Here is a 19,424-nt window from a genome sequence, read left to right on the forward strand (position 1 = left end):
ATTTAGTAAAAAAGGCCGCTTTCGGGCAGGCTGTCTCGCATGGTCCAACAAGTCATTTCTACCGTAGGGCGTGTTTATAGTTTCCTGGTGTCGCTGGTCGTTGCGTTGATTCTGGTCGTTTGTACGTGGCTGGTCTGGGGGCAGTACCGGGATGCCCGCATCCAGCAGGCGTTTGACACGGAAGGGCAGTTGATCTCCCTGCGGGTCAGCCAGGCCGACCACAACCAGCGGTCATGGCAGGATATGTTGAGTCGCAGTGCCTATTTAACGCTTTCGTACCGGGGGAAGGCCTACATGACCCGGTATGTCATGGATAGTTCCTATGTGAGCGCAGGCGACCGGGTGTCGTTGTTGTACCATCCCGACTATGATGCGCTTCGGCAACCGGGGCCCGGGAGTAGCCTTCAGTTTGACCAGTCGACCCGTCAATCCCGCCTGATCGACTGGTCAACGGTGCGGGCGTTCAGTAAGCTGAATCGGCTGTTGGGCCTGTGTATTTTGTTGACGATTGCCTCGTTTTTTCTGACCTGCGGAGTCATCCAGTCAATCCTTCCCATTCCCTATTTATCGGAACTGGCCCGGGTCGTGTTCGTCGGGGCCCTGGGGTTGGCGGCTGTTTTTTTTACCTATGATGGCTGGCAGTACGTCCGCTATTATCAGCACCTGAAAACCGCCGGTCAGCCCATACGCGTACAGGTGCTGGACACGGATCGGATTGCTCAACGCCGTCAGTCCAGCAGGCGTCATTTAATCTCCAGTACACCCTGGTATGACTACCAGGCCACCATCCGATACCAGCAGCAGGAACGCGTTATCCCCATCAGTGAGCGGGACTTCGAAACCATAAAGCCCCCTGCGACGCTGATGGCCTATTATGATCCGTCGGTCAATGATTTTATGTCAATCGACTACGGGCCCGACTACCAAAACGGGTTGGGGGCGCTTGTTTTCTGGATACTGACGTTCATCTTTATCCGCCCCTTTTTTGTTCGCCAGGTCAATCGGGGGCAACCCTAACCGACCCTATCACCGGGTAGAGGTAATTTATCGATGCGTCGGCAAGCGCATGGGGAACGTAGCGCCTGCGCCGGGCTGCCCTTCGGCGGTGATGTAGCCCTTGACAGACGGCGGGATTTCAGTTAGTTGGGGATGGATATGGGCGAAAGCGGTATCCACAAGGGCTCAGACATCTATGTCATGTCGTTCGCCGGCTTCCTGCCAGTCGAGGGCCATCTCCTGAAACCGCTTCGCTACCCGGTTCAGAAAGGGCTCGTCGAGCCAGTTCGGCACGGATTCGGGATCGGTAATGTCCATTTCGCTGATCTTATAGGTCTGCTCATAGGGACCGGCTTCGATTTTGACGATATATTTGCCATTCCAGGCGTACAAGCCAATGCGGAAATGAGGGTGCGGAATCTCCTGAACAAAACGCATGATAACAACGATAAGGTAAGAATGATAAGTGATGCTTTTTTTGGGACTTGGTGGGGTAGGTACACAACGGTAACGGATCGGTGTGCCCGAATGGTTGTCTGGCTGATCGTTGGTCTGGTTGGTTTATCGATCAATTCATCCTGTAAAAACGATGCAACCGATGAAGCAGCTCAGTTTTTCCTGAAAGGGAATGTGCAGCTCCAAAAACGCGAATATAAAGACGCTATCCGATTTTATTCAGAAGCCATCTCAAAAAAGTCGGATTTTGCCGATGCCTACAACAACCGGGGGTTAGCCAAATTCAGGGACGATGATCGGGAGGGGGCCCTGGCCGATTATACCCGCGCGATCCAGATCGATCCAGATTTTGGAACGGCTTACTTCAACCGGGCCGAGGTGTTGCTGGAAACGGGGGATGCCGCCGGGAGTGTAACGGATTTGCAGCATATCGAGAAGCAGTACCGGGATTCGACCTTTTACCAGACTCGTCTGGCCGATGCCTACGTCCGGCTCAATAATCCCGCGCAGGCGCAGGTGGCCTACGACAGAGCGCTGCAACTGAACCCCGCTAATGTGGAGGCATTAACCAACCGGGGAGCTTTGTCTTATAGTCAGAAAGATTATGCGTCGGCAAGCCAGGATATCAAGCGGGCGCTGGCGCTGAACCCCAAACAGGATGCGGCCCTCAACAACCAGAGTCTGCTCCTGGCCCATGTCGGTAATTTCACTGAAGCCCTGGCGTTTGTCGACCGGGCGCTGGCGGTGCAACCCCGTCAACCCTACTACCTCAACAACAAAGCGTATCTGTTGCTCATGCTCAACCGACCGGCCGAAGCGTTGCCCCTGGTAGAGGAATCCCTGCAGCGGGACAACCAGAATGCCTGGGCCCACCGGACCCTGGGATTGTACTACCTCCGCCAAAAGCAGGCGGCTCCGGCACTGGCGGCCTTTCGGCAGGCTGAGAAATTAGATGCTTCGGTCGACCAGCTTTATTATTACATCGGGACGACTGAACAGTCGCTCGGCCACCCGGCCGAAGCTTGTGATGCCTGGCGCCGGGGCGAATCAGCGGGTGATGAACAGGCAAAGCGCGAACGGGCTTTACACTGTCGATAGGCAGCTACGTTGAGCGTACCCGAAAATAACGCTCAACAGGGAATTGATTAACTATAACTACAGGTTTAGTTTTTGTCTGTTGCTATTAGTGTAGCGTTAGTAGCTGTGTTTTATAGGCCGCGAACTGTTCCTGATTGGCCCGTTTATCCGTTGTGATTTCAAGGAGTCTGGCCGAGGGGCCGGGCTGGAAGAAATCGGGGAGGAGGGCGGTCAGCGTTTCGAGCGAGTCACATTTGGTATAGACGAGTTTCGCATCATCGGCCGTATTTTTGGCCGTATACCCATGCGGGGTTTCAAAATAGGTTTCTAGCTCGGGCTGGCGGCCCGGCCCGTCGATGATCCGGAAAATGTGCCCGCTGTCATTGTTTAATAGGACGATACGCAGGTTAGGCGGCACCGGTGCCGACCAGAGGGCATTGCGGTCATAAAAAAACGCGACATCGCCAATCAGCAGGGTAACGAGTTTATCGGTCATCAGGGCAGCGCCGACGGCGGTACTCAAGCAGCCGTCAATCCCACTGACTCCCCGGTTGGCCGACACCGGTATCTGTTTTTCCTCGGCCAGTCCGCAGAGGTTGGCATATCGTACGGGCATGCTGTTGGCCAGGTGAAGCAGGGACTGTGCCGGCAGGTGTTCCAGCGTAACCTGTACGGCCAACCAATCGGTAAGCTGGCCAGAGGCCGATAGCCACGTTTTGTTAACAAGTCGGCTTGCCTGCCGATCAATGGTTTGCCATCGCTGGAGGAATGCCTGGGTCTCTTCGTCTTCATCGCCCTGTAAAAATCGCTGATAGTCCAGGTCGGCATACAGTTTCTCCAGGAAAGACAGCGGTTCGGCGGGGATCAGTTTCGTCAGGCTCTGCAGCGAATCATTGATCCGGTCAGTGGTGGGCTGGATGTGCCAGTGCCTGTGCGCCGGAAACTGACGAAGAAACGTTTTCAGGTTTCGGGTTAGAAATGAGTTGCCAATCGTGAGGAGTAACGTTGGGCGGAGCGACTGCCCGGTCTGTTCATCCAGCCCAGACAGAAAGGTATCGGACCGGGTGATGAACACATCGTTCCGGGCAACCTGACTGACGATCTCTCCCACCACCGGAATGCCCATCTCATCACTCAATTTCCGGAGAACAGCCAGCAGAGCGGGATCGTATGGAATCTGACCAACCGCCAGGAGGGTCCGTTCACTCTGTTCCCAGTCCGTCATCAACCCGCGCCAGGTGTCGGCCGACAGGGTAAGCGTTGCCGGGCAGGTGTCGATGATCCGAACGGGTTGGGCCAAAAATGGTTCGTCGGGGCCGGGGTAGAACGGCTCCCGCAGGGGTACATTGATGTGAACCGGCCCGGTCGGGTACAATTGACTTAAGTTGATGGCTTCATTGACCGAGCGCTCGATGAACCAGCGGGCATCCGGGTGGGCATAGTCGGCGGGAAGATCGTAACTGCGCTTCACGTGCGAACCGAACAGACCGGCCTGGTCGATGGTTTGCCCATCCTGCTGGTGAAGCCATTCATGGGGGCGGTCGGCGGTGAGCAGCAGGAGGGGCACCTGCCCGAAGAAGGCCTCGGCCACCGCCGGGGCCAGGTTATAGACAGCACTTCCTGACGTACAGATGACGGCTACCGTTCGTCGGCTTTGAAGCGCCATCCCCAGGGCGACAAAGCAGGCGGACCGTTCATCGGCCATTACCCGGGTTCGAAGATGCGGATGACGCGCCACGGCCAGGGTGAGCGGAGCGGAGCGCGAGCCTGGGGAAATAACAACATCGGTAATTCCTTTTCGATAAAGAAGGTCGGCCAGGTTGACAATGGGTTGAAGAACGGGCATAGGGGACGTGACAGTCTTTTGTTCACAAATTGCTAAGAACCTGTTGACTGGCCTTTTTATGAAAAATAGGTAGAAACCAATTCATTGAGTAAGGCGATGGTGAGGGGTTTTGGCCGGAATAAGTTTATGCCGGGTAATAAATTTGTCCGTTGTTTATCCAGGGAACTGATCGAGGTGGTGAGCATCACCACAACCACCCGTCCCTTTAACGGAGCATCGAGCTGGCTGTAGTCGGCTAAAAACTCGAAGCCATTCATACCGGGCATATTAACATCGACAAATAGGATATCCGGTTTAATGTAATCCGGATGGCTGGTTTCCTGTAAGTACGTCAACGCCTGGGTTCCACTGGTCACTACCCGAACCTGATCGCACAGATTGGACTCTTCAATGGCCAGTTGATGAAAGAAGTTATCATCCGGGTCATCGTCAATGAGCAGGATACAGTGAATGGGCCTGGGCATACTGCTGACTTGTTTTAATAACTTTGGGGATAACGACAAAAAAAGTTGTACCGACGCCAACCGTACTATCGAGGCCAATCTGCCCGCCGTAAATATCGACCACTTTTTTGCAGGTGGCCAGGCCAATGCCCGTGCCCGGGTATTCATTTCGTCCGTGTAGCCGCTGAAAAATCTGGAAGATCCGACCGTAGTATTTGGCATCAATCCCAATGCCATTATCCTGTATGGTAAACCGAAATTGATTGCCCTCATCGACCGCCCTGATCCGAATGACCGGGGTCACATCGGCACGTCTGTATTTCAACCCATTGGTCAGTAGATTCTGAAAGACCTGTTTGAGGTCCGTTCGATGGGCCCTGATGGTCGGCAGCGGCCCGATGTCGACGGTAGCACCTGTCGACCGGATCTCCGTTAGCTGATCTTCTACGATCTCCGCCAATAACTCGTTGAGGTCCACCTGGTCAAAGTCGATTTCCGTTCCTATGCGGGAAAAATCCAGCAGATCATTAATCAGGATCCGCATTCGTTCGGCGGCAGCGGTCGACCCATTGATCAGTTTAAGGGCTTCGGGATCGAGTTGTTGCTGGTGCTTGATTTCCAGTAACGACAAGTAATTGACGATCGTTTTCAGGGGGGATTGTAAGTCGTGGGAAGCTATATAGGCAAATTGCTGTAATTCTTCATTCGATCTGGATAACTCCTGCATGGCTTGTTGCCGAAAGGAGAGCTCCCGGTCATATTCCCCGGAGGTCCGCAACCCAATTGCTTCATCGAAATACCGGATCAGGGCGAGTACCGTGGCAATCGATACCCCCGCCGTCAAAAAACGGATGAGGGCATTGATGCGGTAAGCTGGCCACCAGAACATAACGGCGTCCAGCAAATGCGTAAGTCCACACAGTAAAATGAACGCCCCGAACAGCACAAAAACACCGGAAAGGGGCACCCCCTTCTTAACAAGCAGAAACCGAATCAGGATGAGGGGGATAGCCATGTAGGCTAACCAGATGGTTAAGTCCGACAGGAGATAAAGCCAGCCGTGAAAGTCTGTCCACCGACCACATAGCCAACGGGGAGGCCAGTCGCTTACGTCCGTGAGTCGTTGAAAAAACTCGTATACATCATTCATACAGTACCGATTATGTGTTTAAGGAAGGATTATGGGAGAAAACGGCTCTGCGCTCTCCGCAAATCAAAGATACACCTCAACCTGACGTTCTCCCATTTCGTGATCAGAAATGTACACGTTTCCCATTCGGCTACCGGCTAACCAGTCGATCAGTATCGGGTTATCACGGCCGATCAACGGGCCAACAACCTCTCTTCTCTCCTGAATTTTCTGTTACTTTGCCGACCTGCAGACGTTCTGTATCGATCCAGTAATAAACGAAGCCGCCAGTTCCAGCGTTATTAACGAAAAACCATCCCCTCATGAACCGTATCACCTTTGAAAATGAGGATGAAATCAGGGTAAAGTCCTTTGTCGGCGCCCTCCTCATCAATGTCCTCCTGGTGGCCCTGCTGTTCCTGGTCAACCTTTCTCATTCGGTTCCGAATCCGCCCCCCATTCAATTTGTCGAAGTGAACTTTGGTACCGATGCCCGGGGGAGTGGCCGTATTCAGACGTATAACAAAGCGTCGGATTCGCCCAATCCGGTCGATGTGAAAGCGGCCGACAAGCGCCCTAACCCCAAAGTAAACACGACTCCCCGGCTCGAAAAGACCCGGGTTACCCCGTCGCCCAAAGTGGAGGAGGCTAAACCGGCTAAAACGGCAACGGAGAAACCACTCATTGCCAGTAAAGCCGAAAGCCCCGTTACGACGCCCGAACGGCCTGAGCCCAAACGGGTTGAATCCCCCAAAGCAACGGCCCCCGTTGAACGCCCGGCTCCCCCCGCACCGCCTAAAAAAGTAGAAACCGTTAACAACGACGCTCTTTTCAAGAAATCATCGGGTGGGGGTGGGTCGAATGGCACCGTCGGTAAAGCCGCGGGTACGGGCGGGAATAACAACGGCGATGACGCCAGTGGGGTTGGCGACAAAGGGAATCCCAATGGTAAAATCAATGCCAAGGAGTTCTACGGAACCCCGGGCGGGTCATCATCCGGGGTTGCTTTTGATGTGTCGGGCTGGTCGATGGCGAGTCGCCCCAGCATAAACGACGACTCAGACGAGACGGGAAAGATCGTGTTTAAGATTACCGTTGACGATGGGGGCGATATCACCCGGATTCAGCAATTGCAAAGTACTGTAAGCCCCTCCGTTGCTGAAGTATACCGCAAAGCGGTGCAGCGGCTGCGGCTACGTCCGAAAGGAGGGGCGACTCCGCCCACGGCCACCGGTACAATTACCTTTATCATTAAGTCCAAAGATTAATGCAGTACGCGGAAGCAATCGACTATCTGTACAGTCGGCTCCCAGTTTTTCACCGGATCGGGGCTAAAGCCATTAAACCCGGTCTGGGCAATACCCTTTTATTGTGTGAAGCGCTGGGGAATCCCCAGGATCAGTTTACCAGTATTCACGTTGCCGGTACCAATGGGAAAGGCAGCACGTCTCATATGCTGGCCGCTATTTACCAATCGGCCGGGTATCGGGTTGGCTTGTACACATCGCCCCACCTTCGTTCGTTCACCGAGCGTATCCGGCTCAATGGCCAGCCCATTCCGGAAGAGGAGGTCGCCCGTTTCGTTGAGGAGCAACAGGGAACGATCGAGCGAATCGAACCGTCTTTCTTCGAAGTGACCGTGGCGATGGCCTTCGCTTACTTTGCGCGGGAAGCGGTCGATATTGCGCTGATTGAAGTAGGTCTGGGCGGTCGGCTCGATTCAACAAATGTCATTACTCCCGTAGCCTCTGTCATCACGAACATCGGTTATGACCATACCGATATACTGGGCGATACCCTCCCGCAGATCGCCGGGGAAAAAGCGGGCATCATCAAGCCGGGCGTTCCGGTACTCATCGGCGAGACGCATCCGGAAACCAAGGCGGTATTCCAGTCGGTAGCCGAATCCCTACAGGCGCCCATTGCCTTCGCTGATCAACAATATACGATACAGGACGATGGGATTGTGGAGGGCATACGGCACCTCCGGGTTTCGCGAGACAACGGGCCGGTCTTTTCCCTTACCCTCGATTTATTAGGGGCGTATCAAATGAAAAATCTTCCGGCGGTACTGGCCACTGTCGAGGTACTGCAACCCCAGTTTCCGGTTTCATTGACCGCCGAGCAGGCTGGGCTAGGGGCCGTCACCTCGTTAACCGGTCTTAAAGGCCGTTTCCAGACAGTACAGGATCATCCACGCGTGATTGCCGATACGGCACATAATCGGCCGGGTCTGGACGCGTTATTCCAGACCATTCAGTCTCTGCCGTATGCCCGTCTACGCATTGTTATCGGTCTGGTAGCCGACAAAGACCGGGGTCATATTCTGGATGTACTTCCGAAAACGGCTGCTTATTACTTTTGTCAGGCCCAGACACCCCGTTCCTTACCCGCTCCTGTTCTACAGGCAGAAGCTGCTCTGGTGGGTCGGATGGGGGCCGTTTATTCCGATGTCAATACAGCCCTGTCGGCGGCAATACGGGATTCGGCGGCTGATGATTTAATCCTGATAACCGGTAGCAACTATACCATTGCCGAATTAACTAATTTATAACCACCGTGACACGTAGAAAAACGCATCGCTTTCTGCAAAATGCAGAAAGCGCAAATGTTATTGAAGTTGGTAAACCCCTTTACAAAACCATTCGCGGAAACTGGCGAACAGATTATTTTAACAATACGAACCCTATTGTGCTCGAATTGGCCTGTGGGAAGGGAGAATACACGGTTGGGTTAGCCCAGGCTTTTCCGGAGGTAAATTTCATCGGAGTCGATATTAAAGGAGATCGGATCGCTCGTGGGTCCAGGGCCGCCCAAACGTTGGGGCTACGGAATGTAGCGTTTCTACGAACGGATATTAATTTCCTGACGGAGTTTTTTAGAGCTGGGGAAGTCAATGAAATCTGGATCACATTTCCAGATCCGCAGCCACGCCCCAAGCAGGAGAAGCACAGGCTGACCCATCCTCGTTTTTTATCGACCTACCAGCGGTTATTGGTGGCGGGGGGCACCCTGCATTTAAAGACAGATAGTCCTGAGTTATTTGCCTATAGTCTTGATCAGGTCAAACAAGCTCGGGTTGCCGATTTACAATACACAACTGATCTATATAACTCCCCATTGAACGATATACATTTGGGAATTAAAACGAAATATGAACAGCTCTTTTTCGACAAAGGATTTACAATTAACTATTTACAATGTAAAATGGGTGTGATTTAACTTAATCACACCCATTTGTATATTCACTTATGTAATTAACTTATGTCAATGGTTATTGTTGAACTATGTTAATTTACAATTTCCATTAACCGTAGTTTACATTATTAAAATAACTTGGCTATTAAGTCAGCAACCCGGCTTGAGTAGCCGAATTCGTTATCGTACCAGCCAACAACTTTCACCAATGTTCCATTGGCCGCTGTCAATTTTGAATCGAAAATGCAGGAGTGAGGGTTGCCCACGATGTCAATCGAGACGATTTCGTCGGTGTTGTACTCCAGAATTCCTTTCAAGGTTGTTTCAGACGCTTGTTTAATGGCATCATTAATCTCTTGGATAGAGGCTTCGCGCTTCAGGACCACCGTCAGATCCGTTAATGATCCATCTGGTGTCGGTACGCGCATCGCGTTACCGTCCAGTTTACCTTTTAACTGAGGTAAAACAAGACCTACTGCTTTAGCGGCACCGGTAGAGGTCGGGACAATTGACAGCGCAGCTGCCCGTGCCCGGCGTAGATCCGAGTGAGGAGCATCCTGCAGATTCTGATCAGCCGTATAAGCGTGGATGGTTGTCATGTATCCTTTCTCGATACCAAAAACATCATCTAATACTTTCGCCATTGGGGCGAGGCAGTTTGTTGTGCAAGACGCGTTCGAAATAATCGTTTCTGAACCCGTCAGCGTGTCATCATTTACGCCCAGAACTACCGTAGGAATATTGCCTTTAGCAGGAGCAGAGATAACTACTTTCTTAGCACCAGCCTGTAAGTGCATTCCTGCACCGGCTTCGTCTACGAAACGTCCGGTTGATTCCAGAACTACATCTACCTTTAAGTCACTCCAGGGAAGCTGTTTGGGATCGCGTTCGGCGTAAGCGTTGATACGTACACCATTTACGGTTAAACTATCACTGTCTGATGTTACTGTGCCCGTGAATTTCCCGTGAACGGAATCATACTTTAATAAATGCGCCAGTGTCGCATTATCGGTTAGGTCGTTGATAGCAACGATTTCAATGTTTTCTTTTTCAAGTAGTCTTCTGAACGATAACCGCCCAATACGGCCAAAGCCGTTAATTGCAACGCGTATTTTTTCCATGTACAGAGAAAATTGGTTTGTTTTCGGGGTCAAATATAACAGATAAAATAGCCTTTTGCAGATATATCTAATTAGTAGCTATATTTAGCAAATAGGGTAGGGGTTTAGTATTTAGTATTATAAGGCAAATATTTTAGTATAAAACTAGTATTTTGCTAAATATAATTAGCTTTTTTAGTATTTTATGCTAATATTATTTAGTATTTGCTATTATTTATGCTAAAATCTTACTAATTCACCTATATTACTAAAAAGTACTTTTTTTTGCTAATAGGAGTGGGGTTATTATAAAATCCTCCGTACGATAGTGCATTAACCGCATTCAACAAGTAAATCCTATGCTGTTTAGAACAGGGATTAATCTTGAGAATGATTAGCAGTAGCGCTATATATATATATCTTTATACGGACTCTTATTTATAATTTTAGCATGTAGTGACTAGTGACAGTATCTATTCAATCCTAATCTCTGCAATTCGATACAACACACTAATTATCCCTGTATAGAGATAATACCACACCAAGTGTGGAATTACTTCTCAGCCAGGGCCTGGCACAAGTAAAGGCCGGCTAGCATCCATAAGAAAGTTCCTTGTGTATAGCAGCAGAAATACTAGCTCACCTAATATAAGTAAGCTTATTTAGATGGATGCATGACTTTCGTTATTCGGATTTTATATCGGCCCAATTTTTGCAGAATCTATTATAAGCTTTTTTAGGTAATGGAAAGGAATAGGGCCAGGTATCAAAAGCACTTTTTCGACAGTGACCGGATAGAGAGTGATTAGTACAACAGAAGATCCTTCAGCTCTTCCTCTCTTTAGGTAAGAGCAAGCCAGGGTTACTATCTAAGGACGCTAGCAAATGAGACTCGTCTTTATACCCTAACCAGAGTTTGTTACATAATAACATCAAAGTGATCAGATATAAGCGCACAGTAATCGGATCAGGTGTCAAACCAGATATACACAGACCCGATGCTCTCGACCAGTTGAGCTATTCTTATACTAGTATTGGCGGGAGTTATCAGATCAATCTTTTTGAGTTTTAAATTATTTGAGCCGTTATATTTCAACTATACATGTCTTGGTGTTACCTTTGAAAAAAGGAAATACCACCTGTTTATAATATCGTTATATAACAATATAAAATTTGGTCGACAAAATTAATCGGCTTATATTCAATTAGTTATATAGCCATGTGTGAACTTTTACTTTAATTAAATGAACGAGAGAATTGACGAAATTTGGACTAATCGGGAATTGCTTTCCCAACCAGAATCCATCAAACTGATTAGAGACGTAATAAATCAATTAGATAGGGGAGAGCTCCGGGTAGCCACCCCGCCCGTTAGCGAATCTGATAGCTGGACGGTAAATGAATGGGTAAAAAAAGCGATCCTGCTTTATTTTGTCAGTCAGCAAATGAAAGCTGAAGAAGTAGGCATCTTTACCTTCAATGATAAGATCCCACTAAAGACTAATTTTGCAGAAGCCAAAGTCAGAGCCGTTCCGCCAGCCGTTGCGCGATTTGGTTCCTATCAGGCACCGGGTGTTATTTTAATGCCTTCCTATGTCAACATAGGAGCCTATGTTGACGAACGGACCATGGTTGACACTTGGGCCACCGTTGGGAGCTGTGCTCAGATTGGTAAAGATGTTCACCTGAGTGGGGGCGTCGGAATAGGCGGAGTTCTTGAACCACCCCAGGCGGCTCCCGTTATAATAGAAGATGGCGCTTTTATTGGTTCACGCTGCATTGTCGTTGAGGGAGCCCACATTGGTAAGCGGGCTGTATTAGGTGCCGGGGTTACCATTACAGGATCATCAAAAATTATTGACGTAACGGGTGCTAAACCTGTCGAGTATAAAGGGTTCGTTCCTGCTAACTCCGTTGTGATTCCCGGTAGTTATGCTAAACAATTCCCCGCCGGCGAGTTTCATGTTCCCTGCGCTATAATTATTGGCCAGCGGAAAGAATCAACTGATCTTAAAACGTCACTCAACGATGCGCTTCGAGAAAACAGCGTTTCCGTTTAACTGATCAGTTGAATATACATCTGTATAATTAACCATTATCAATATCATAAAATACAATTGTAAAGTTTACATAGCCACACCCAATAGTGTGGCTATTTTATTTTGTAAATTTACATAAACAAACCACATTACATTTATATTTGTACTAGTAAACCCAATCCTATTATAACGTGTATGATAAATATAAATGACAAAATTAAACAGATCCTGCTGGATAAGAATTTAACTCCGTCTTATTTCGCTGATGAGATTGGTGTACAACGATCCAGTATATCCCATATCTTATCCGGACGTAATCGCCCAAGCTTCGATATTATTCAAAAAATTATACGTCGATTTCCTGAGCTTGGCTACGAATGGATTATGGAGGAAGAAAGCCAGCAGGTCAATCAATCCACTTCATCGGGCTATGGTAATCGGAATCAACCACGACCTGTTATCGAGCGAACAGATCGCTTTAGCTCAGTACAGCCATCTTCCTCTGCTTCTTATTCAAGCCAGTCGCCTGGTATCCGTAGTCAGCGGAATGAGATTCCCCCAGTCCACATGCCCGAACAGATACCCGTTGATACACTGCCTGGCCCAGTAGAACCAACGAACCCCATTGCTAACATCGATAAAAAGGTAGAGCGCATTCTGATCTTTTATACAGATGGCTCGTTCAAAGAATATATGCCTTCTACCTAGTAAGGAATTAAACCCAGGTAGGACGTACACGTACCTGGTAGGGATAACATCCTTCACCTGTCTTGACCAACTATTAGCTAACCCGGGAAACGATTGTTTAAGGGATGCAGGATTAGCGCAGGAACAGCCAGCACACTATCTGCACAGTTTGCTAGGTAATTGGTTGGCTTTCATTTCTTCCATCACGAACTGGCCTCGCGGCCATATGTACCAAATTTGGTTAGCTGATGAACGAGCGGTCCGCACTGATTGTGAAGCTTTGGACGAGTGGCCTTTGCTGAATTGTATACCCTGTAACGTCCAAGTAGGAGAGTCTGGATTTACCCTAGGCGAATTCCTATTTGACATAACTTGCTGGGGAACGTCTTTGCCATCGGGGGGTTTACCACCTGTTGCATCGGCCCGAATATCGACAGATGCCACATCGGGCCGGATAAAGCGAACCTGGCTATCCTTTATTTTCTGAGTGCCATTTTTATAGATTATCGTAAGGACTGATACATAAACCGGCTCAATATAGGCGCGTCCATGTGCCGACTGACCGACCCAATTGGTAAAGTCGGCATCCTCAGCAACTGTAGCCGCAGAAACTTTGGTATCGTGTGCCTTAAAGGCCGTGTCGAAAACCGGCTACTAGAGCCTTCATTACTTTCTCATCGCCCGTTTGCGCCTTAGCCAACCGTGGCAAGACAAAGCTTAATGGTATGAGGAGTATAGATCGTTTCATTAACCTGCGTAAGTTGATTAGTATGCGTTTGTAATCTAGTCAAATCCGTTTCATGGTAGATACTCATTTGAGTCAGCGGTTGCTAATCGGTCGCTCGTCAATAAGAATTCCCATCACGGTATACAGGAATCCTTCTAGCGAAAGTTGATGTCTGTTTTTATGTCCCTAAGGCCGAGTTTATCTACGGGTAATCTTTACAAATTCACATTGATCAGGACTGCTTTCTACCTAAAAACACCGCTTTTGGGCCTTCTAAGCCCTATTTTAGGCGAATAATTACCTAACTCCTTGTAAAGCAATGCTTTAGTGTTCCACGTGGATACGTTGTGAATAACTCTGTGGATTACCCGGATTAATTTGTTATATAATTTATATTATGTTAAGTAAAGTTTTTATTAAATAGGGACAGCACCCGTAGCTACTGCCCCTATTTGTTATTTACTCTCGATGCAAACGATCTTCTTCTCTTCGTACTGCTTCAGAATATTCTGCAGGTTCGTCAGGTTTTCATTTACATCAGCTTCATCTTTAATCGACTTAGCTTTGGTAAAGTACGGCAGCGACTGCTTGAATTTACCGCAAACCTTTCCGTCCAGTTCTTTGCCATTCTTGTTATACTCAGCCATGTCCATCCGGTCGACACCACGTTTCATTTCAACCGCTTCATTGAAGAGAAAAACGGCCGTGTTGAAGTTGGCATCATAGTTATTGGGATCAATAGCCAGGGCTTTGTCCAGGTACATCTTCTCCTGGGTCAGGCTTTGCTTTTGTGCTTCCTTGAGTTCAGCTAACCGTTTGGCGCTATCCGTAGCACCAGCCGCACCGGCAGCAGCCGCTTTAGCATCGGCTTCTAACTTGGCAACTTCTACTTTTTGTTCAGCCAGCCGTTTCTGAACATCGGCCAGTTGGCGCTTCAACTCCGGCTTGGGTGTTTTTTTAATGCTGGCCGACAACCGGGCAATCTCACTATTATACGCATCAATGATGCTTTTGCCATCCGCCAGTTGCTTAGCCGTATTGCCACCTTTCTTGGAATCTCCTTCCAGCTTCCGCATTTCCTCATCACCTTTATGGGCAATGTTGTTATAGACAATCGACAGGTTGACCAGGTTCTGTACATTGTTAGGATCTTTCTCAACCATCGCCTTCATCCCGCTAATGGCTTCATCCATCCGGTTCGACGAGAGCATGATGTTGATCTTTTCATTAGCCAGATCCTTGTTCGCTGGAGCCAGAGCAATGCCTTTGTCCAGGGCAGCCAGCGCCTTGTCAATCTCATTATCACCGCGGTACAACATGGCTAACGAACCGTAGATGGCCGCATCCTTCCCCCCACCAGCGATGTACTTCTCCAGCTGGGTCTTCGCAGTGGCGTTATCTTTGATCTGTTGAGCCGCAATAGCCGTGTACAGGGGCGCCAGGGTATCCTTGGGGTTGATGTCTCCCGCGATCGACATTGCCTTCATCGCATCAGCGTAGTTTTTAGACTGAAACTTGGCCACGCCCTGCTGCATGAACGCCGTTGCCATGACGGGTGCCTTCAGAGCCTCTTCGGCTTCTTTGGCCAGTTTGCCCGGTCCCCCTTTTTTGTCCTTGTCCAATTCAATGACTTTCTTGAAGGAATCATAAGCGACCGTTGCTGCCGCAGAATCTATTTTCATAAATCCACTGGACGCAATATTTTCATAAATCTTGGCCCGATCCATCCAGGTACTGGCCTTGGCAGCCGCTTTGGCATCGGTAATATCCTTATCGCTTTTCTCCTTTTCCTTCTTTGAGGTTTCCATGGCAAGATCAGCCGCCGTATTGCCTTGCTGTGCCTGAGCATATACTCCCGTTGTCAGGAGACATGCAGCGAGAATTACAAAAACTTGTTTCATGTGTAAACTGGGGTTGTGTTTTCTTATTAAGAAACGAAATTACGGAATCTGACTGTATAAGCATGACCCACCTTAAAATGTTTGAGCCGCCCGACTGATTGATTAATCAGTTCGGGCGGCTCAACTTACAGAATGAACGTACTACTCGGCAACAATGGGCTCGGGTTCAGCCGCGATGAGCTCCTCTCCTTCTTCCCGTTTAATTTTAGTTACCGATGAGATTTCGTCCCCATCATTTAGCTTGATGAGCCGGACGCCCTGGGTGTTGCGGCCAATAACGCTGATCGCATCGACCGGCGTCCGGATGGCAATGCCCGACTTATTGATGATCATCAGGTCATCGTTATCCGCTACATCCAGCACTGCCACCAGCCGACCCACTTTCTCGGTTACTTTGAGCGTACCGACCCCTTTGGCCCCCCGGTTGGTGATCCGGTACCCATCGATATCGGAGCGTTTTCCATAGCCATTCTGCGATACAACCAGCAATTGCGCATCGGCCGACGAGATACAGACCATGCCAATCACATGATCGGTGGTGTCTTCCTCATCCAGGGAAATACCCCGTACACCGGCCGCAGTACGTCCCATAGGCCGAACCCGGCTTTCGTGGAAACGAACGGCTTTACCCGCGCTGGACGCGATGACAATGTCATTATCGCCATTGGTCATACAAACGCCGAGCAACTGATCATCCTCATCGATGGTAATAGCAATGATGCCGTTCTGACGGGGACGGGAGTAAGCTTCCAGCATGGTTTTCTTGATGGTCCCTTTCCGGGTACACATCACAATGTAATTATTATTGATGTAGTCCTCGTTTTTCAGGTCCGTCACGTTGATGACCGCCCGAACTTTATCGTCCGACTCAATATTAATAAAATTAGCGAGCGGCCGACCTTTTGACAGGCGGGAACCTTCGGGAAGCTCATAAACAGGCAACCAGTATAGACGCCCTTTCTGCGTAAAGGCCAGCAGGGTGTTGTGCATGGTCGCCGTGAACAGGTGCTCCGTAAAGTCTTCCTCTTTCGAGGCAGCCGCTTTGGCCCCTACTCCTCCCCGCCCCTGCGACCGGTATTCGGTGGTGGGGGTCCGCTTGATATAGCCTTCGTGCGAAATGGTAATCACCATGTCCTCGTCGGCAATCAGCGACAGGTCACTGATGTTGCCATCCCCAAGCGCGTTGATCTCGGTCCGGCGTTCGTCGCCGTAGCGGGCACGAATATCGGTGAGTTCTTCCCGGATGACCTGACGTTTGCGTTCTTCACTGGCCAGAATCTCTTTCAGGTCAGCAATTTCTTTCATCAGCTCATCGTACTCAGCCTGTAGTTTGTCCCGCTCCAGTCCGGTCAGACGCTGTAAACGCATTTCCAGAATGGCTTTGGCCTGAAGATCGCTCAGACTAAACTGCGACATGAGGCCGGTTCGGGCTACTTCCGGATCACGCGACGAACGAATCAAATTAATTACGGCGTCGATGTTATCCAGCGCAATCAACAGCCCCTCCAGGATATGCGCCCGTTTTTCAGCTTCACGCAACTCATACTGCGTACGACGGGTAATTACCTCGAACCGGTGCTCGACATAATACTTCATCATATCTTTCAGGTTCAGCATCATCGGACGCCCTTTGACCAGAGCGACGTTGTTGATACTAAACGATGACTGCAGCGCGGTATGCTTGTAAAGATTGTTCAGAACGACGTTCGGAATGGCGTCTTTCCGGAGATCATAGACGACCCGTAGCCCATCCCGATCCGATTCGTCCCGGAAAGCCGTGATGCCCTCAATTTTCTTATCGTTGATGAGCTCCGCCGTTTTTTCGAGCATGACGGCTTTGTTGACCATGTACGGCACATCCGTGACGATGATCTGGGTCTTGCCCCGATTTTCTTCGATCGTCGCATGAGCCCGCATCACCACGCGCCCGCGACCCGTCAGAAAGGCCGACTTAACCCCTTCCATGCCGTAGATCGTCGCGCCCGTCGGGAAGTCCGGCGCCTTGACGAACTGCATCAGTTCCTCGATCGTAATATCGTAGTTTTCCAGATACGCCAGAATTCCGTCGACGACTTCGGTCAGGTTATGGGGAGCCATGTTCGTGGCCATCCCGACGGCAATACCCGACGAACCGTTTAACAGTAAGTTCGGTAACTTGGCCGGCATGACGGTAGGCTCCAGCAGGGAATCATCGAAGTTTCCCTGAAAGTCAACCGTCTCTTTGTATATATCGGTCAGTAGTTCATCGGCGATGCGTTTCAGACGAGCTTCGGTGTACCGCATAGCCGCCGGTGAATCGCCGTCGATGGAGCCGAAGTTGCCCTGCCCATCCACGAGTGGATACCGCAGCGACCAATCCTGCGCCATACGAACCATGGTGTCGTAGACCGATGAATCACCGTGTGGGTGATATTTACCCAGTACCTCCCCAACGATACGGGCCGATTTTTTATGAGGCTTATTATAGTTCACCCCCAATTCTGCCATACCAAACAAGACCCGGCGGTGAACAGGCTTCAGGCCGTCACGAACATCGGGCAACGCACGCGAGATGATAACGGACATGGAATAATCAATGTACGCACCCCGCATTTCGTCTTCAATATTGATGGGAATGATATTACTGGGAGTTTCGAGGTCGGGAGTTTCGTCCGCCATGTGACAAAGGAGTTTCGCAGAAAATTACTATTCCGGCTTACACACTGCGCATAAACCGCTCTATAGACAAATATACAAAATTTTCAGGAGAAAAGAGAAATAATCCCTTAAAATCGCGCCCAGTGGGGGTAAATGAGCCCAGGAAACGTCTCTCCTCCGGGTAAGAAATGATAAATCCAGGCGCTAACATCATCTAAATGAAATACAATTCTATTTCAACTAAAACACAAGACATTTATGGGTTGCCATTCAGGCTATTCCGGAGCGCATTCCGGAGCCGGTTCTTCGTACACCGAAACCCATATACCAACTTATTCTTTAATCCTGGGATCAAAAATAAAGGGCTCTGTCTGCACCAACCGAATGCCGGAGAAATCGGGATGGGCAGGATTTAAGAGGTAATTCCATTCGTTGGGAATAATGGCTGACGGGACCCGCAAGACGGCAGAGCGATAACTGCTCAGCCACTCCCCTCCTATTGGCTGACAACTCTTGTACTGCTGATAATCAACCCAGTCCATGGGCAGCGTTTGGGGGTCAACGGTTTCGATGCGCAAGGTATCGGGTATGTCGATGACCATTACCCGAAACGTGCTCGACAGGCCTTCGCTCCCCCGGTGCACCACGTTCTCCAGGCAGGCGAGTGCCCGCGTGGCAGCGGTATAGATGACGAACTGGCCACGACTGTTCCAACGGGCAGCTCCCCCCGACGCAACCAGCCGGTCGGCATAAGCGGCTTTCGTAATTCGATAAACGAGCATTAGGCCAGGTCCCCGTATTCGATCCGGGTAAGTTCATCCATCACTAAGTCAATCCCGCCGGACGTATGCAACAGGTCGAACGGAATCTGGTTGCCCAGCCCATAAGCGGGTTTATCCATCCAGCGCCGAAACGAATCAGCCGTACCAAACACGGACTCGCCTGTCTGGAAGAGGGCCATTATTTTAAGCACCTTTTCACTGTCCTGGGGATTCAGGGATTTCTGCTCACGCTCGTACCGCTGAAACGTCTTGAGCGACGTATCGAATACCTCGGCCAGATGCTCCCGTTTATAGCCAGTCAGGTCGGCGATTTCGAAGAAACGGGTAGCCGGGACGCCTTTTAGTGCCAGAAAAACGAGTGATATACGATCGGATAAAATCATGACGCAAACATAGGAAATTTGTC

The 19,424-nt window shown here is 49.8% G+C and carries 16 protein-coding genes and 1 pseudogene; 7 read left to right on the forward strand and 10 right to left on the reverse strand.

The features are described 5' to 3' along the window. Positions 1 to 39: 39 nt before the first annotated feature. Positions 40 to 1,017: a hypothetical protein gene (locus ACYVAM_RS25645; protein ID WP_461072448.1), complete on the forward strand. Its 978-nt coding sequence runs from the start codon at positions 40 to 42 to the stop codon at positions 1,015 to 1,017. Between the two features lie 165 nt (positions 1,018 to 1,182). On the opposite strand, the gene ACYVAM_RS25650 is transcribed toward ACYVAM_RS25645, so the two are convergent. Continuing rightward, entirely contained in the window at positions 1,183 to 1,434 is a 252-nt protein-coding gene (locus tag ACYVAM_RS25650; protein ID WP_461072450.1) for a hypothetical protein, read from the reverse strand. 90 nt (positions 1,435 to 1,524) lie between these two features. On the opposite strand from ACYVAM_RS25650, the gene ACYVAM_RS25655 reads away from it, so the two are divergent. Then, the gene (locus ACYVAM_RS25655) at positions 1,525 to 2,550 is read left to right on the forward strand and encodes a tetratricopeptide repeat protein (RefSeq protein ID WP_461072917.1); all 1,026 of its coding nucleotides are present in this window, start codon (positions 1,525 to 1,527) and stop codon (positions 2,548 to 2,550) included. An 85-nt stretch (positions 2,551 to 2,635) separates the two neighbouring features. On the opposite strand, the gene menD is transcribed toward ACYVAM_RS25655, so the two are convergent. From menD to ACYVAM_RS25670, 3 genes are read right to left on the reverse strand one after another with little or no spacing between them, the layout of a single operon-like run. Next, the gene (gene menD, locus ACYVAM_RS25660) at positions 2,636 to 4,375 is read right to left on the reverse strand and encodes a 2-succinyl-5-enolpyruvyl-6-hydroxy-3-cyclohexene-1-carboxylic-acid synthase (RefSeq protein ID WP_461072452.1); all 1,740 of its coding nucleotides are present in this window, start codon (positions 4,373 to 4,375) and stop codon (positions 2,636 to 2,638) included. Between the two features lie 56 nt (positions 4,376 to 4,431). Continuing rightward, positions 4,432 to 4,839: a response regulator gene (locus ACYVAM_RS25665; RefSeq protein WP_461072454.1), complete on the reverse strand. Its 408-nt coding sequence runs from the start codon at positions 4,837 to 4,839 to the stop codon at positions 4,432 to 4,434. Continuing rightward, a complete protein-coding gene (locus ACYVAM_RS25670; RefSeq protein WP_461072456.1) occupies positions 4,805 to 5,968 on the reverse strand; it encodes a sensor histidine kinase in 1,164 nt (387 codons plus the stop codon). The genes ACYVAM_RS25665 and ACYVAM_RS25670 overlap by 35 nt, the downstream gene beginning before the upstream one ends. A 302-nt stretch (positions 5,969 to 6,270) precedes the next feature. Here ACYVAM_RS25670 and ACYVAM_RS25675 point away from each other — a divergent pair, with 302 nt between their 5' ends. Genes ACYVAM_RS25675 through trmB form a run of 3 tightly spaced genes read left to right on the forward strand, consistent with a single transcriptional unit; the run spans position 6,271 to position 9,169 of the window. Next, entirely contained in the window at positions 6,271 to 7,215 is a 945-nt protein-coding gene (locus tag ACYVAM_RS25675; RefSeq protein ID WP_461072458.1) for an energy transducer TonB, read from the forward strand. Beyond that, positions 7,215 to 8,501, forward strand: coding sequence for a bifunctional folylpolyglutamate synthase/dihydrofolate synthase (locus tag ACYVAM_RS25680; protein WP_461072460.1), 1,287 nt, complete (start codon positions 7,215 to 7,217; stop codon positions 8,499 to 8,501). Before ACYVAM_RS25675 ends, ACYVAM_RS25680 begins: the two co-directional genes overlap by 1 nt. 5 nt (positions 8,502 to 8,506) lie before the next feature. Continuing rightward, entirely contained in the window at positions 8,507 to 9,169 is a 663-nt protein-coding gene (gene trmB, locus ACYVAM_RS25685; RefSeq protein WP_461072462.1) for a tRNA (guanosine(46)-N7)-methyltransferase TrmB, read from the forward strand. 104 nt (positions 9,170 to 9,273) lie between these two features. Here trmB and gap read toward each other — a convergent pair whose 3' ends face one another. Beyond that, a complete protein-coding gene (gap, locus tag ACYVAM_RS25690) occupies positions 9,274 to 10,266 on the reverse strand; it encodes a type I glyceraldehyde-3-phosphate dehydrogenase (protein ID WP_461072464.1) in 993 nt (330 codons plus the stop codon). 1,223 nt (positions 10,267 to 11,489) lie between these two features. Here gap and ACYVAM_RS25695 point away from each other — a divergent pair. Then, the gene (locus tag ACYVAM_RS25695) at positions 11,490 to 12,305 is read left to right on the forward strand and encodes a 2,3,4,5-tetrahydropyridine-2,6-dicarboxylate N-succinyltransferase (RefSeq protein WP_461072466.1); all 816 of its coding nucleotides are present in this window, start codon (positions 11,490 to 11,492) and stop codon (positions 12,303 to 12,305) included. Between the two features lie 174 nt (positions 12,306 to 12,479). Beyond that, positions 12,480 to 12,992, forward strand: coding sequence for a helix-turn-helix transcriptional regulator (locus ACYVAM_RS25700; RefSeq protein ID WP_461072468.1), 513 nt, complete (start codon positions 12,480 to 12,482; stop codon positions 12,990 to 12,992). Positions 12,993 to 13,127: 135 nt separating this feature from the next. Here ACYVAM_RS25700 and ACYVAM_RS25705 read toward each other — a convergent pair. The 5 genes and pseudogenes from ACYVAM_RS25705 to parS all read right to left on the reverse strand — a co-directional run. Then, a pseudogene (locus ACYVAM_RS25705) lies at positions 13,128 to 13,598 on the reverse strand (SgcJ/EcaC family oxidoreductase); the annotation flags it as partial. Positions 13,599 to 14,153: 555 nt separating this feature from the next. Continuing rightward, positions 14,154 to 15,599: a tetratricopeptide repeat protein gene (locus ACYVAM_RS25710; protein ID WP_461072470.1), complete on the reverse strand. Its 1,446-nt coding sequence runs from the start codon at positions 15,597 to 15,599 to the stop codon at positions 14,154 to 14,156. A gap of 141 nt (positions 15,600 to 15,740) precedes the next feature. Further along, positions 15,741 to 18,257, reverse strand: a complete 2,517-nt coding sequence (gene gyrA / locus ACYVAM_RS25715; protein ID WP_461072472.1) for a DNA gyrase subunit A — start codon at positions 18,255 to 18,257, stop codon at positions 15,741 to 15,743. 311 nt (positions 18,258 to 18,568) lie between these two features. Next, positions 18,569 to 19,018 carry an RES family NAD+ phosphorylase gene (locus ACYVAM_RS25720; RefSeq protein WP_461072474.1) on the reverse strand — a complete coding sequence of 150 codons (450 nt, stop codon included), beginning with the start codon at positions 19,016 to 19,018 and terminating at the stop codon, positions 18,569 to 18,571. Then, positions 19,018 to 19,401, reverse strand: a complete 384-nt coding sequence (parS, locus tag ACYVAM_RS25725; RefSeq protein ID WP_461072476.1) for a type II RES/Xre toxin-antitoxin system antitoxin — start codon at positions 19,399 to 19,401, stop codon at positions 19,018 to 19,020. Before parS ends, ACYVAM_RS25720 begins: the two co-directional genes overlap by 1 nt. Positions 19,402 to 19,424: the final 23 nt, after the last annotated feature.

The sequence above is a fragment of the Spirosoma horti genome (assembly GCF_054776595.1).

Bases quoted from the DNA above. Each gene is read 5' to 3' on its own strand.
- ACYVAM_RS25645 (WP_461072448.1), top strand. From the start codon at position 40: ATGGTCCAACAAGTCATTTCTACCGTAGGGCGTGTTTATAGTTTCCTG.
- ACYVAM_RS25650 (WP_461072450.1), bottom strand. From the start codon at position 1,434: ATGCGTTTTGTTCAGGAGATTCCGCACCCTCATTTCCGCATTGGCTTG.
- ACYVAM_RS25655 (WP_461072917.1), top strand. From the start codon at position 1,525: ATGGTTGTCTGGCTGATCGTTGGTCTGGTTGGTTTATCGATCAATTCA.
- menD (WP_461072452.1), bottom strand. From the start codon at position 4,375: ATGCCCGTTCTTCAACCCATTGTCAACCTGGCCGACCTTCTTTATCGA.
- ACYVAM_RS25665 (WP_461072454.1), bottom strand. From the start codon at position 4,839: ATGCCCAGGCCCATTCACTGTATCCTGCTCATTGACGATGACCCGGAT.
- ACYVAM_RS25670 (WP_461072456.1), bottom strand. From the start codon at position 5,968: ATGAATGATGTATACGAGTTTTTTCAACGACTCACGGACGTAAGCGAC.
- ACYVAM_RS25675 (WP_461072458.1), top strand. From the start codon at position 6,271: ATGAACCGTATCACCTTTGAAAATGAGGATGAAATCAGGGTAAAGTCC.
- ACYVAM_RS25680 (WP_461072460.1), top strand. From the start codon at position 7,215: ATGCAGTACGCGGAAGCAATCGACTATCTGTACAGTCGGCTCCCAGTT.
- gap (WP_461072464.1), bottom strand. From the start codon at position 10,266: ATGGAAAAAATACGCGTTGCAATTAACGGCTTTGGCCGTATTGGGCGG.
- ACYVAM_RS25695 (WP_461072466.1), top strand. From the start codon at position 11,490: ATGAACGAGAGAATTGACGAAATTTGGACTAATCGGGAATTGCTTTCC.
- ACYVAM_RS25700 (WP_461072468.1), top strand. From the start codon at position 12,480: ATGATAAATATAAATGACAAAATTAAACAGATCCTGCTGGATAAGAAT.
- ACYVAM_RS25710 (WP_461072470.1), bottom strand. From the start codon at position 15,599: ATGAAACAAGTTTTTGTAATTCTCGCTGCATGTCTCCTGACAACGGGA.
- gyrA (WP_461072472.1), bottom strand. From the start codon at position 18,257: ATGGCGGACGAAACTCCCGACCTCGAAACTCCCAGTAATATCATTCCC.
- ACYVAM_RS25720 (WP_461072474.1), bottom strand. From the start codon at position 19,018: ATGCTCGTTTATCGAATTACGAAAGCCGCTTATGCCGACCGGCTGGTT.
- parS (WP_461072476.1), bottom strand. From the start codon at position 19,401: ATGATTTTATCCGATCGTATATCACTCGTTTTTCTGGCACTAAAAGGC.